Raw genomic sequence first — 14,496 nt, forward strand, 5'->3', positions numbered from 1 at the left:
GAACAGCGACTTAAGTCAATAGCTGTGGTCCTCACCCCATTTCCATTTTAAGCAACGTCATCCAGAGCGAAGCGAAGGATCTCCCAAATGTGGCTCATGCCTATTTCAGGAGATCCCTGGTCGCAAGCTCCTCGGGATTGACGAACAACGGTTTTAGTCAATGGCCGTGATTCTCACCCCGGGTTATGCACTCAGGTACAACTATTTAGATCAGAATACATGACGTATTTGAGGTTTGATGAAAGCGAAAAGAGACTGGGGACAGATTATTGATTTTTTCCATCAGGTCTTCAATCTTGGGGCCTTGTTCTAAAAGTTGCTCTATATTTTTTTTATCTTGTTCTATTTCTTTGGCATGTTGGAGGTTCATTGCTTCAAGTTCGCCATCTTTGGTGTAATTTTCAAGATCACCTGCTACTGAAGCAGGAGAGATTTTTTTGATCAGAAGATGATGTCCAAGCCAACCGATTTGTTGTGAGGTTAGTTTAGTGTCACAGGCTATGAAACAATAGCCGACAGTCAATTTTAAAATATATAAGTGATGCTTGTCATTGACAAAAGTTTTACACTCATCTACCGCAAGATTACTGCAAAACTCAGCAATTTCCTTTTTCCATTTACCTGTATTAGTTGAAGCAAACAAACGACTTCGATTAAAAGAAGCCTCAGGAGCATACCACTTAATTTCTTCGTTTTTGAAGCAGGTGGCCAGCGCATAACAAATCATCCTTGTTCTCCTGAAATAAGATGCTTGTCATTAATTTAATCTGTTTTGCTCCTGATTTCTATAAAGTGTTAATCCCAATCTACAAATGATTCAATATTTAAATCAGTTTCTGCTTTCTTTAAATTTTTTTTTTGTGCTAATTGAAGACTTGCACAACGAATAGGGTCTTTAAATGTTTTTAAAGCATCTTCCAGACTAACAAAGGTGTAACCGTTTTGTTTATAAAGTTTAATAAGATCTGGCAAAACATAGGCGTTCAGTAAGTTAGCATGAATTAATAAGATTTGTGCTTGATCCGGGCGGCGATGGTATTGAGTATGTTCCTCAGCTTTTAAGGTTTGTTGCCAGATAAAATCAAGATAAAAAGGTTTTAATTCATTAAGATAGGCCCGTCTATCCATTTCGGGTACTGATAATAAGCGTTGATTAAAAACAAAATCTTTGCTGTCTACGGTGATGGGGGCCACTTGATAATGATGTTTGGCAAGATAACATAAAATTTTATTTTTTTTACTTCCCGAACTCATGGCTAAATAGGGATAACGGAAATATTTCGGTTCAGTCATAACAGGCGATAAAATAGTATCTGCTTCTTTTATTTCATGAATGTATTCTTTTACTTTAAGTTTGTTTAAATTTGCATGAGAAAAGGTATGATTGCCCAAACCAAAGCCGGCATCACGGAATTTACGCAATGCTTCCCAATTATCATTACGTATTTCCCTGGCAATTATAAATCCGGTAGCAGGTACTTGTTGTTCTTTCATTGAATTCATAATCATATTTAAATGAAAATTTCGGTACTCTCCCACGAAAGGAAGGTCATCGATGGTAATGGCAATTGTTTTTTTCTGGGCCCAGCTTACTGTTGGTGTTACTACTAAAAGCGATAAGATAAGAAGAATATTGGTAGTAATTAATTTGATTTTCATTAGGAATTCAGAGAATAAGTTTATTGAATGTTTCCATTGTAACAAAAATTAAGCTAAATGGCTTATTCCACGGAATATAGTAGTGGGAAAATTTGATTTGAAACATTAATACCGCATCTCGTATTAGGCTTTTGCTATAGACGAGACACGGTACAAAAGGCGATTTAAAAATTAAACGACAAATTAAATCGATTAAACATAGGTAGGAACTGTAGTCACTGCTTCATCTTTCGCTTCAACTTCTTTATCTACTGCGTCATCTTTCTTTTCTTCTTTGCTTGATTCTTTTTTACCTAAAAAACCACCTATAGTGCTCGTCAGATAACTTGTATAAGAGGTGCTGGGTTTTTTAGGCGCACTCTCTTCAAGTTCTTTTTTATAGGTTGTGACACAGCGGTTAAGTGCATCAATATTGCTGCATCTAACTAATTTTTGCATGAAATCTAAGACTGGGACCAAATGAAATCCAACGATGTCAGAAAACATATGTTTTGCCCTAACACTTTCTTGGATTACGCTTTTACTTTCGCTGTGTTCGATGGTCATGTAAGTCATAAAATTTTTGGCTGAAGTAATCAATGCATTAGCATCTTCACGACTCATTTCTTTGGCTTTTAATATTTTAGTTAATCCAGTATGAATTACTGAACCATTGTTCAGAATATTCTTTGGAATATCATCATTACTAAAAGGTGTTTTTCCGTATTCAAGGCCAATTTGTTCACGAACGAGCAACATCATTCCTCCAAGGATGCCCATTTTTTCACTGGCTTTAATTTTAGAGGCACTCAGAGTGTTTGCCATAGCGAGGAGCGACTGAAGCTGTGCCACTCTTACTGGATTGACAAGTAGGGCTATTTTAGCCACATTTTTATCAGCAAGCTCTTCAAGAATCAGATCATCAAGCGCTTTTTTTAAGGCATCAAAGGTGGTGAATGAGGCAATAGCTGAAGCAGGGATATCATGCGTTATAGTAAAGCCGTTGGCGTGTCCTTCTGTTTTTCCGCCAGTCTGATAGCCTTCAGTGATTTTTTTCTGGGTTGCTTCTTCCAACTTATGACTTTTAGTGATTAAAGAAGTTAATTTATCTAAAGGAACTGCATCAAGAGCATTAGGTACTAATAGCCCATTCCTGGAGTCGCCTTCTTTATAAATAAGATTTAAAAAGTTGTTTAATACGTGGTAATGTCTCGCTTGTTGGTAGGTGTCTGGGGAATCTGATTCTGTAATTCCCATTCCATCATTTAATCTATTGAAAAGTAAACCATCACTTTCTAAGTAGCCTCGGTTATCTTGAATGTCGTGCTGGATGAGAGCTTGAGCTCCGTAGAAAATTTCTGCGTAGGGTTTTAAATTTCGTGGTTTATTTTCTTCAATCCGAGCTTCTAATTCGGTTAGCACTGCATTTAAAAATAATGTTTCTTCTTTTCTTTTTGTGAGGTCTTTAATTGAGTGTCCTTTCTCTGGATCCTTTCCTTCTCGTTTTAGTAAGACTGTAACTGTATCATTAAAATGTTTTTTTAAAGCATCAAAATCCTTTAGGGCAAACGTCATGTCAATATCTCCTAGTTCCAAACAAAATAATGTAAGTATTACTTACAGGAATCAGTGTAAACTAAACTAAACCGCTCGTCATGTATTTTCATTATACAATTTTATTTAAAAATAAAATCATTTATTATTCAATAGTTTATATTATTTTCTTGTTGTTAAATGTTCAAATTTAGGATAAAAAAATTGTATTAATGGGACGAAAGAGTAAAATATGGGGGAGGCTTTTTTTAAAGAATATTCATCAATACCTATTAGATATTGGCAGGGGGACAATTTGAGATTAAAGTTGGAAAAACAAAATGATGAGCTACTTCAGAAAAATTTTTTTTATAGCGCATTGTTTGTATTAATTTTTCTTCTCCTATGCCGAATTATTTCAAATTATTTTATTCCTCTTAATGACACTACTGAAGCTCGTTATGGTGAAATCGCCCGCAAGATGCTTGAAACTGGAAATTGGGTGAATTTGTTGCATGACTATGGGATTCCTTTTTGGGCTAAACCACCATTATCAACTTGGTTATCTGCTTTATCCATGAAATTATTTGGGATAAATGAATTTGCTGCACGCTTACCTGGCTTGTTTTTATCGGTAGGTATTTTGGCGCTTATTGGGGATTTAGCTAAAAGGCATAGTGGTTCTAATATGGCAACAGTGTCCATTTTAGTTCTTGCCGGCACGTTGTTTTTCTTTCTGGATGCCGGAACGGTAATGACCGATCCCTCCTTAGTCTTTTGCACGACTCTTTCAATGGTGGCTTTTTGGCATGCCGTGGTTGATAAGAATAAGCTATGGTCTTACATATTTTTTATTGGCTTGGGGTTAGGTTTACTGGCTAAAGGCCCACTGGCTGTTGTTCTAGTAGGTCTTCCTATCTTTTTTTGGGTTTTGTTACGCAATCAATGGGTTAGTTTATGGAAACAGTTGCCTTGGATTAAAGGAACCTTGCTTGTTTTGATAATCGCACTGCCCTGGTATATCTTGGCTGAAATACGAACCCCGGGGTTTTTAAACTATTTTATTGTCGGAGAGCATTTAAATCGATTTTTGGTATCAGGATGGACCGGTGATAAATACGGTTTTGCCCATCATGCACCTAAAGGAATGATTTGGATATATGCTGTGGCAGGATTATTTCCATGGAATGTCATTGGGGGGGGGTGGCTTGTTAAACATGGGATAAAATTGCCTTCCTTGTTTCAGGATGAGGATGGGTGGATGAGCTATTTATGCCTTTGTATGTTAGCCCCCTTAGTCTTTTTTACTTTTTCCAGTAATATTATTTATCCTTATGCATTCCCTTGCTTACCCGCATTTGCTTTATTTTTTGCTGAAATTTGGAGTCGATCGAATCGAACCTTAAGCTCAAGCAAATGGATATTGCTGTTATCCGCACTTTGTGGGGCATTATTTCTAATCGTTACCAGTGTATTTATAATCAAACCTGATTGGCTGGCAAGAACTCAGAAACCGGTTATTGAAGCATGGGTTAATCAACATCCTGAAGCTGGGAGTAACTTGGTTTATTGGGGGCCTGGGGCAGATTTTTCTGCTCAGTTTTATTCTGGAGGTAAAGCCAAATCTACTCAAAGTAGGCAAGGTCTTTGTAAATTATTATCCAATAATTTAGATAATTATCTGGCTATTGATTCTAAATTGGTGGCCCAAATCCCAAAAGATTTACTTTTGAAGTTTACCTTGATTAAGGCCGTTACTCATATAAACAAAAAAACACTCTTGTTTTATTGTCCTGTTCTTAGTTGCTAACTCATAGTAAAGTAGCGGCATTCTTTTTAAAACTACGAAGTCTATGGCAAAACTTTATTTCTACTATGCTGCAATGAATGCAGGAAAAAGCACTGTATTATTACAATCAAGTCATAACTACAGAGAATGGGGGATGCAGACTTTATTGTTTACCCCTTTTATAGATACTCGATATCAGTTAGGTACTATCTGTTCTCGTATCGGATTATCCGAGCAGGCATTTGCTTTTAAAGCGAGTGATGATCTGTATCAGCTTACCTTGAGCTTGCAACAAGAGGGGCAAAATTATGCTTGTGTACTCATTGATGAAGCTCAGTTTTTGACTCGTGAGCAAGTGCATCAATTAACGGAAATCACTGATCAACTGTCAATTCCAGTATTGGCTTATGGGTTACGAACCGATTTTAAAGGAGAGTTGTTTTCCGGAAGCCAATTTTTGCTTGCCTGGGCAGATGAATTAATAGAACTAAAAACTATTTGTCATTGCGGACGCAAAGCCATTATGAATACGAGAATCAATGCCCAAGGAGAAGCTGTAGTTGAGGGAGAGCAGGTATTAATAGGGGGCAATGAAGCTTATGTAGCTACTTGTAGGCTGCATTATAAGCGTCGTGAAGTCGGTATTTTGATGCCAAATAAGATATTGTTCAATAAAGATACCAATCCTCTTTAAATTTTGATATAATTCGCCGCAACTTTTAGGCCTTAATATAGGAGTAACAGTGTCACATTCTGTCGCAGTAGATTCGAGGGTTTTGGCTCCTCGCGGTGACTTGATGGCTTGGATTGTGTGCCTGTCTGCTGGCCTTTTCTTTTTGTATGAATTCTTTCAGCTCAACATCTTTGATGTGATTAATCAGCCTTTACGTGATGAATTTCATATTGATGCCGCACAATTGAGTTGGATGTCCAGTGCTTATTTGTGGGCAGATATTCTGTTTCTTTTACCCGCCGGCATTATTTTGGATCGTTTTTCCACACGCCGCGTCATTTTGATTGCCATGTTGGTTTGTGTTGTGGGTACCTTAGGGTTCTCTATAACTGATTCATTTGCTTTGGCCTCGTTTTTCCATTTTCTTTCCGGGATAGGCAACGCATTTTGCTTTTTATCATGTGTTGTTTTGGTATCTCATTGGTTTCCGCCGCGCAGACAGGCTCTGGTCATCGGTTCATTAGTTACGATGGCTTTTATTGGTGGTATGATGGCTCATACTCCTTTTGCTTATCTCTATGAGCTTTTTGGATGGCGTCGTGCATTATTAATTGATGCTGCTGTCGGCGCTGTTTTACTCTTATGGATATATATTGTTGTTAAAGATAAACCTGCCTTTTCAGCAGCGCGAACTCATACAAATCAAGGGCAAGTAATTTCAGGTTTTATAAGAGCATTGGCTAATCCCCAAAATTGGTTGGCAGGCTTTTATACTTCCTTTCTTAATCTACCTATTATGGTTTTATGTGCCTTATGGGGAGCCAGTTATTTGCAGGTGGCACATCAGTTACCGGATATTGCTGCCAGTAATGTAGTCAGTTTGATTTTTATGGGCAGTGTAATTGGTTGTCCTTTAGTAGGGTGGTTATCAGACTCCCTTGGACGTCGTAAACCGATAATGATCCTTGGTGCTCTTGCTACTTTGATTACCATGATTCCATTATTTATGCATATAACCCTGTCACAAACGATGCTTAGCGTTATCTTTTTTGCATTGGGGTTTTTTACCAGCACTCAAGTGATTTCCTATCCTTTGGTTGCTGAAAGTAATGAAGAACAAAATACTGGCGCTGCTACCGGAATTGCTTCCGTACTTATTATGGGGGGGGGCGGAGTAGGCCAGGTACTCTTTGGTTGGCTAATAACACATCATGCAGGTACTGCAAGCGCACAATATGCGATTGCTGATTTTCAGTTTGCGATGTGGATGTTCCCTATTGCTGCAATTGCGGCTCTAGTCGCCGTGTTAATGACTCGTGAAACATACTGCAAACGATAAGGTTGAGGAGTGGCTATGCAGCAGATAGTTGAGGAATTTAGAGGATCTGATGATATAGAATCATCCTTATTGCCTTGGTTGGTATGTTTTGCGGCAACGATGTTTTTCTTTTATGAGTTTATCCAGGGAAATATGTTTGCTTCTATAGCGGCAAACATTATGCAGGATTTTCAAATACAAGCCGATAAAATGGCTTATTTATCGAGTATCTATTATTTATCCAATGTCATATTTTTGTTTATTGCGGGTATGGTGCTGGATCGCTACTCCATTAAAAATACTATATTAATAGCCATGTTTTTTTGTGTCATAAGCACTTTTATTCTGGCTTTTTCGCATTCTTTTTATATGGCTTTGTTTTGTCGTTTTGTCACAGGTATTGGTAGTGCTTTTTGCTTTTTAGGTCCGGTTCGGTTAGCTTCTCACTGGTTTCCTCCCAAGCGTATGGCTCTAGTCACTGGAGCTATAGTTACTGTCGCCATGACTGGCGGGATGCTCGCTCAATATCCTTTGACTAAACTGGTTGCTTATGTAGGTTGGCGTCAGGCGGTTTTAGATATTGGAATACTTGGCTTTGCGATATTGGTTTTGATGATTTTCTGGATAAAAGAAAGACCGCAGATTGCTGTGAAAAAAGAAGGGCCACCAATAAAGATTCTCTCAGCGGCCAGAAAAGCTTATTTTAATACTCAGTACTTGCGAGCAGCGCTTTTTACAAGCTTGATGAATATGGCTATTGCTGTGTTTGGAGCTATGATGGGTACTTTGTACCTTGAGCAGCGTTTGGGCGTTAGTCCTGAACAGGCTTCTATAGTTAATGGAATGTTATTTTTTGGCGCTATAATTGGCGCTCCATTAGTTGGTTGGCTTTCCGATAAAGCAGGTTTGCGTATTGTTCCTATGAAAATAGGGGTCCTTGCATCGATGCTTACTCTATTAGCTGTTTTATACCTTCCCGTTTCCCTTAATTTAATGGCGGTATTATTTTTCTTACTGGGTTTATTTACTTCAGCTCAAGTGATCAGTTATGCATTAGTTGCTGAAAGCAGTTCGCCCATGATGACAGCGACTGCTGTTAGTGTTATTTCTATATTGACCCAAGGTGGTTTTTTGATTTATCAAAACTTGTTTAGCGTTCTTTTAACTAACCATGGCGGAATGCGTTTGATCAATGGAGTGCCTGTATATCAGTTAGAAGCTTATCAGCATGCTGCAATTATATTGCCAATTGGATTATTAATTGCCTTTTTACTGCTCTTTGGATTGCAAGAAACCCGTTGCCGCCAGGTTGAGTATTAAGTATGTCGAAACGAGTTTGTATTTTATTAATGGATTCTTTTGGTATTGGCGCCAGTCTTGATGCCTCTCGTTATGGGGATGAGGGAGCTAATACCTTTGTTCACATTGAGGAAGCCTGTAGCCGAGGCGAGTGCGATATTAATGATGTGCGTCAAGGACCATTAACTCTACCTAATTTAACGAAATTAGGGCTCTATCATGCCACTGTGTCCAGCTCGGGTTCGTCCTTTGTTAACTTGGCTGCTTTACCTGAGCCCAGAGGTTATTACGGTTATGCTGTAGAACAAAGTTTAGGTAAGGATACCCCCAGTGGGCATTGGGAATTAGCTGGTGTTCCGGTAACTTTTGAATGGGGTTATTTTCCGGATCAGCCTCATTGTTTTCCGCAGAAATTAATTGAAACCTTTATTAAACAGGCTGGTTTACCTGGTGTATTGGGTGAGAGGCATGCTTCTGGAACTGCTATTTTAGATGAGTTAGGCGAGGAGCATATCCGTACCGGGAAACCTATAGTGTACACCTCTGCGGATAGCGTATTTCAAATCGCAGCCCATGAGGAAGTATTTGGTTTACAACGGTTGTATGAGATTTGTGAGATTGCTCGTCATTTAGTTGATGAGTATCAGATTGGACGAGTGATTGCGCGTCCCTTTACTGGAACGCCGGGCTTTTTTAAAAGAACTGGAAACCGTAAGGATTATGCAACGTTACCTCCTGAGAAAACGTTACTTGATTATCTTAAAGAAGCGGGACGTGAAGTGATTGCAATTGGAAAAATTGCGGATATTTACGCTCACCAAGGCATTACTCAAACGGTTAAAGCTGATGGGAATATGGCCTTGTTTGACGCGACGTTAGCTGCTATGAAAACTGCTCCAGACGGCAGTCTGGTGTTTACTAACTTTGTTGATTTTGATTCTTCTTATGGACACAGACGTGATGTACCAGGTTATGCTCATGCTCTTGAGACGTTTGATGCCCGACTTCCCGAGTTAGATGCATTACTGCAACCTGGTGATTTGGTCCTGATTGCTGCTGATCATGGCTGTGATCCAACTTTTCCTGGTTCAGATCATACTCGTGAGCATATTCCAGTGCTCGCTTATGGGCCTGATTTTAAAGAAACCTTTATAGGTCGTCGTGATAGTTTTGCTGATATAGGACAAACTTTGGCAGAACATCTAGAGATAGCTCCTTTATCCCGTGGCATATCCTTCTTAAAAAAAGAGTAGGCGGTTACCAACAAGTTAAGTCTTTAACTTGTTGGGCTTCACTATTGCTCAGCACCAACCTACAAGTTCTTTTGAGGCTGCCTTCACTTTCCCTAATTTATAACCCGTTCAAGAAGTGAAGTATTTGTATTCATAAAAATCTCAATTAGTTTGAAGTCTATTTACCTGGTTACTATTTTCTCCGCGAAGGCTATCTCTTTATAAGTGGCCAGACTTTTTTACTTAGTCCCATTGATTTTTTATTTATAATCCCCATTTATAGTTTTTCGGTATGATTTGGGGGTTAAACTTGGAACAATTTCGTGGAACAACAATACTATCCGTCAGACGCGGCAATCAAGTTGTTATTGGCGGTGATGGTCAGGTGACCCTTGGTAATACTGTTATGAAGGGTAATGCACGTAAGGTGCGACGACTATATAAAGATAAAGTCATTGCTGGTTTCGCAGGAGGAACAGCAGATGCTTTTACTCTTTTTGAACGTTTTGAAGGCAAGCTGGAAATGCATCAAGGTCATTTAGTCCGGGCTGCAGTTGAGCTTGCCAAAGATTGGCGGACGGATCGGATTTTACGTCGACTTGAAGCTGTTCTTGCTGTTGCTGACAGTAAGGCTTCTTTAATTATTACCGGTAATGGGGATGTGATTGAACCAGAAGAAAGCTTGATAGCTATTGGTTCAGGAGGCCCTTTTGCTCAGGCAGCTGCAAGAGCATTGATGGAAAATACAAAATTATCTGCAAAAGATATAGTCCAAAAAGCATTAACTATTGCTGGCGATATCTGCATTTATACCAATAACAATTTAACCATAGAAGAATTAAACAATGACAGCAAGTAACAGTATGGTGATGACACCGCGTGAGATAGTTCAAGAGCTGGACAAACATATTATTGGCCAGGATGATGCGAAACGAGCCGTTGCTATTGCGCTAAGGAACCGTTGGCGACGCATGAAGATTAAAGATCCTGTTTTGCGCAATGAAATAATGCCTAAAAATATCTTGATGATAGGCCCAACAGGGGTGGGAAAAACGGAAATTGCGCGACGTTTGGCTAAATTAGCTCATGCACCCTTTATAAAAGTAGAAGCGACCAAATTTACCGAAGTAGGTTATGTTGGACGTGATGTCGATTCTATTCTTCGTGATTTAACGGATATTGCTATAAAACAAGAACGTGAATCTGCAATGAAGAAGGTAGCGCATTTGGCTGAAGATGCCGCAGAAGAACGAGTACTTGATGTACTGCTTCCTCCTGCTCGTGGTTCATTAGTTCCTGCAGATAAAGACAGCACTGCAAGACAGGTATTTCGTAAGCAATTACGCGAAGGAACTCTTAATGATAATGAAATAGAAATTGATGTAGCAGCTACTCCAGTTGGCATAGAAATTATGGCGCCCCCTGGAATGGAAGAAATGACGAGCCAGTTGCAGTCCATGTTCCAACAAGTGGGTACCCATCGCACAAAAACACGTAAAATGACCATTGAGAAAGCAATGAAAATATTACGTGAAGAAGAAGCTTCGAAACTGATTAATGAAGAAGATATTAAAATCAAAGCTATAGAAAGTGTTGAACAAAACGGAATCGTATTTATTGATGAATTGGATAAAGTAGCCAAACGCTCTGAGAATAGCGGCGGTGGAGATGTCTCACGAGAAGGAGTACAAAGAGATTTATTGCCTTTAGTAGAAGGAACTACTGTATCGACTAAATACGGTATGGTTAAATCAGACCATATTTTATTCATCGCATCCGGTGCTTTTCACGTAGCCAAGCCTTCTGATTTAATCGCCGAGTTGCAGGGGCGATTGCCTATTCGCGTTGAGCTATCTGCTCTTTCAGTCGAAGACTTTGTTCGTATTCTCACTGAGCCCAGCGCTTCATTGACCTTACAATACACTGCTTTAATGGAAACTGAAGGTTTGAAACTTACCTTTGATGAAACAGGTATTAGACGAATTGCTGAAGTAGCTTGGCAAGTCAATGAGCGTATGGAAAATATAGGAGCCCGACGTTTATACACTGTTATGGAGCGCTTATTGGAAGTAGTGTCCTTTGAAGCAACCGACAAGGCTGGTGAAACGGTTCACGTTGATAAAACCTACGTAGATAAAAATCTTGCTCAGTTAGTTGCTGATGAAGATTTAGCACGTTATATTCTCTAACTATTATTTTAGAACATGTGTAACACACGAGAAGTCAGATCTCTCGTGTGTTTCTATTTCAGATTTACTAATTAATCATTCTTAAATAATTCTTCCAAACTAATATTAAGCGACTTTTGTAGTTCTTCATCATTTTTTCTAAAAGCTGCTCTCCATTGTTCAGTCAGTGACGATTTTGAATATTGCAGCTCCAGGTGAGTAGGGAGGCGATAAGGTAGTAGTTGCGTCAAAGCATAGAGAGAAACCTGGCTAAGGTCGCGGCTTAGCATATAATGTCCATCAGCTGTAGCATGAATGAGTTCTTGATAAATTAATGCATTAATCATCTCATCCACGTCTACTGCAAAGGGCTGACTACTGGCATCGATCAGTTCATTAAAGGTTAAACCTTTACCATTTTGTTGAGCTATCCATAACTGATGCAACCAGAGTAATGCATGAGAAAAACCATCAAGAGCCTTTCCCCCACGTCTTTGATGATGTACGGAAAAAGCATAACTGATTTCTGCTCCTAGCAGGGTGATAAACCACACCCAATAAACCCAGATAAAAAATATAGGCACCGACGCAAAAGCACCATAGAGTAATTCGTATGCATTGAACTGCGTTAAAAAATAAGCAAATCCTTTTTTGGCTGTTTCAAATAATATAGCCGCAAATAATCCGCCCCAAAATGCATGGCGAATTTTAACGGGGCAATTGGGAACAATGACGTATAAAAAAGTAAATCCAACTAAAGAAAAAATAAAAGGAGACCAATGAAGAAGAAAAGAGGGGGCCGGATGATCCATTATGAATGGTATAGAAAATAAATAAGAACTGGCTACCAGGCTCAACCCTAACATCACAGGCGCTAAAGATAAAATAGCCCAATACAACAAAAAAGCTGGCACACCATGTCGTGATGCACTGACACGCCAGATTTTATTCATCGTTCGTTCGATAGTAAACATGACTAATAGAGCCATGACAATCAAAAACAGAACCCCCCAGATGGAGAGCTTTGTGACTTGTGAGGAAAATTGCTGTAAATACGCTTGAATTATTTTACCTGTAGAAGGCACAAAATTATCGAAAATAAAATTCTGTACTGGGTCGGCTAAACCATGAAAAACCGGAAATGAAGAAAAAATGGTGAACCCCACTGACATCAAGGGAACAACCGCAAGTAAACTGGTAAAGGCTAATGCAGAAGCAATGTACGCGCATTCATCTTGAATAAAATGTTGGATAACAAAACGAAAAAAGCGATCACAAGCATAAAATTGATTAATTAAGCGAACTTTCCATTCCATGAAACACCTTCGATTTTACTTTATATATAACTATAGCGTTCAAGCACCACTATTGTACACCTTTACCCTATTCATAAGTTAATGATTACTCTCAGTTCTTGTTAGTAAAAGAACGTTTCACTAACGAGTAACCAAATTTAATGTGGACAAAATCTCTTTACAATTTAGCAATTATAAAATTAATACTTATTAACATCGTATTTTTAATAAAAAATTTACTGTTAACTAATATATTGTTAAGTTACAACTGCCTTAACTGAAAAAGCAGCAAGATAAAAATTCTTACGAATTAGATTAAAAATAAGTCAAAATGATTTAATTATTTACTGTTTTGTTACAATTAATGGTACCATCAATAACATGCTTGGACTATGATTAAATTGGAGAGTTATTTTTTGAGGAATGGGCATGTCTATCCAAGCTATTATCGGTGTAGTCAGATCTTTAAGTGGATTATTGGAGAAAATTAATCCGCAAGGAGAGATTCATTTAATTAAATCTGGAGCTCCTTTGCATCAAGGAGATGTACTCACTTTATTAAGTGGTGAGGCGTACATTCAGTTTATCAATGGATTTCCCGAGGCTTTATCGTTGGATAAACCGTTAAATCTGGATAGAGTATCTCCGGCCTTGAAATTTGCTTCAATTGATTTAAATGAAGAATTGATTCAGGAGGCTATAGCCAAAGGAATAGATCCCTCGTTAATTCTTAATAGCTTGGGGGCAGCTACAGCTGGCTCAGAAGTTATGGGTGCTGGCGGCAACACTTTTATACTCGATCCAATGTATAGTTCTGGCTTGGTCACGTCGGGATTTAGCACCACTCCCTTATCAACCAGTTATGCCTCAGGATATAATCCAACCCCCATGTTTTTTGCTGAAACGCCCTCGGCAGTAATAAATGCTGAGCCCACTGCTACGACCACTACTCCTATTTCTACTATTGCCCCCAGTGCTCCCTCTCTTGCCCTTGCAGATGATACAGGATCCTCAGTTTCAGATGGGATAACAAATAATGGTCAAGTCAACGTTAGTTCTTTGGTTGCAGGCGGCTCTTGGGCATATACAACAGATGGGGGCGAACATTGGAATACCGGCACAGGAGATAGCTTTACTCTTGCAGAGGGAAGCTATGACGCTGTTCAAATAAAACAATTTGATGCTGCTGGTAATGAAAGCACAGTAACGACCATGGAACCAGTGATTGTAGATACAACACCACCTGTTCCTGTTCTTACGTTAGATGGGGTAACCGCAGATAATCTTATTAATTCAGCAGAAGTTGGAAATCTGATTCAGATAACCGGGCGGGTTGGTGGTGATGCTAAAGTTGGAGATGTAGTTACCTTAACTATAAATAATGTGGAATACACTGGTACTGTGGCAGCAGATGATACCTTCAGCATTAGTGTACATGGCTATGATTTGGCCGCAGACTCAAATGTTAGAGCAAGCATTACTATTGTAGATGTGGCTGGTAATTCCGGAACAGCAACAGCAATAGAACCCTACACGGTGGATACGACGCCT

12 protein-coding genes are annotated in these 14,496 nt (G+C 38.9%); 8 read left to right on the forward strand and 4 right to left on the reverse strand.

Features of this window, described 5'->3' with window-relative positions:
* Positions 1–205: 205 nt before the first annotated feature.
* The 3 genes from LOX96_RS17025 to LOX96_RS17035 form a co-directional block, all read right to left on the reverse strand.
* Positions 206–727, reverse strand: a complete 522-nt coding sequence (locus LOX96_RS17025; RefSeq protein WP_250424695.1) for an SNARE domain-containing protein — start codon at positions 725–727, stop codon at positions 206–208.
* Positions 728–795: 68 nt separating this feature from the next.
* The gene (locus LOX96_RS17030) at positions 796–1,659 is read right to left on the reverse strand and encodes a polysaccharide deacetylase family protein (protein ID WP_250424694.1); all 864 of its coding nucleotides are present in this window, start codon (positions 1,657–1,659) and stop codon (positions 796–798) included.
* A 192-nt stretch (positions 1,660–1,851) separates the two neighbouring features.
* Positions 1,852–3,213, reverse strand: coding sequence for a type IV secretion protein Dot (locus LOX96_RS17035; RefSeq protein ID WP_250424693.1), 1,362 nt, complete (start codon positions 3,211–3,213; stop codon positions 1,852–1,854).
* A gap of 286 nt (positions 3,214–3,499) precedes the next feature.
* Between LOX96_RS17035 and LOX96_RS17040 the strand changes: the two genes are divergently transcribed.
* From LOX96_RS17040 to hslU, 7 genes are all read left to right on the forward strand, one after another.
* On the forward strand, positions 3,500–4,981 hold the full coding sequence (locus LOX96_RS17040) for an ArnT family glycosyltransferase (RefSeq protein WP_250424698.1): 1,482 nt from the start codon (positions 3,500–3,502) through the stop codon (positions 4,979–4,981).
* A gap of 43 nt (positions 4,982–5,024) precedes the next feature.
* A complete protein-coding gene (locus LOX96_RS17045) occupies positions 5,025–5,654 on the forward strand; it encodes a thymidine kinase (protein WP_250424692.1) in 630 nt (209 codons plus the stop codon).
* Positions 5,655–5,703: 49 nt separating this feature from the next.
* Complete coding sequence (locus LOX96_RS17050) at positions 5,704–6,972, forward strand: MFS transporter (RefSeq protein ID WP_431606658.1); 1,269 nt, start codon at positions 5,704–5,706, stop codon at positions 6,970–6,972.
* Between the two features lie 15 nt (positions 6,973–6,987).
* Positions 6,988–8,271: an MFS transporter gene (locus LOX96_RS17055; RefSeq protein WP_250424691.1), complete on the forward strand. Its 1,284-nt coding sequence runs from the start codon at positions 6,988–6,990 to the stop codon at positions 8,269–8,271.
* A 2-nt stretch (positions 8,272–8,273) separates the two neighbouring features.
* Positions 8,274–9,503: a phosphopentomutase gene (locus LOX96_RS17060; protein ID WP_250424690.1), complete on the forward strand. Its 1,230-nt coding sequence runs from the start codon at positions 8,274–8,276 to the stop codon at positions 9,501–9,503.
* A gap of 289 nt (positions 9,504–9,792) precedes the next feature.
* Entirely contained in the window at positions 9,793–10,341 is a 549-nt protein-coding gene (hslV, locus tag LOX96_RS17065; protein WP_250424689.1) for an ATP-dependent protease subunit HslV, read from the forward strand.
* Positions 10,342–10,345: 4 nt separating this feature from the next.
* The gene (gene hslU, locus LOX96_RS17070; protein WP_250424696.1) at positions 10,346–11,671 is read left to right on the forward strand and encodes an ATP-dependent protease ATPase subunit HslU; all 1,326 of its coding nucleotides are present in this window, start codon (positions 10,346–10,348) and stop codon (positions 11,669–11,671) included.
* A 71-nt stretch (positions 11,672–11,742) separates the two neighbouring features.
* Here the strand turns inward: hslU and LOX96_RS17075 are convergent, their stop codons facing one another.
* A complete protein-coding gene (locus LOX96_RS17075; RefSeq protein WP_250424688.1) occupies positions 11,743–12,966 on the reverse strand; it encodes a YihY family inner membrane protein in 1,224 nt (407 codons plus the stop codon).
* 408 nt (positions 12,967–13,374) lie between these two features.
* Between LOX96_RS17075 and LOX96_RS17080 the strand changes: the two genes are divergently transcribed.
* The coding region (locus LOX96_RS17080; RefSeq protein ID WP_250456445.1) for an Ig-like domain-containing protein at positions 13,375–14,496 on the forward strand (1,122 nt) is incomplete at its 3' end.

It is taken from the genome of Legionella maioricensis, from assembly GCF_023618015.1.
Classification (GTDB): domain Bacteria; phylum Pseudomonadota; class Gammaproteobacteria; order Legionellales; family Legionellaceae; genus Legionella; species Legionella maioricensis.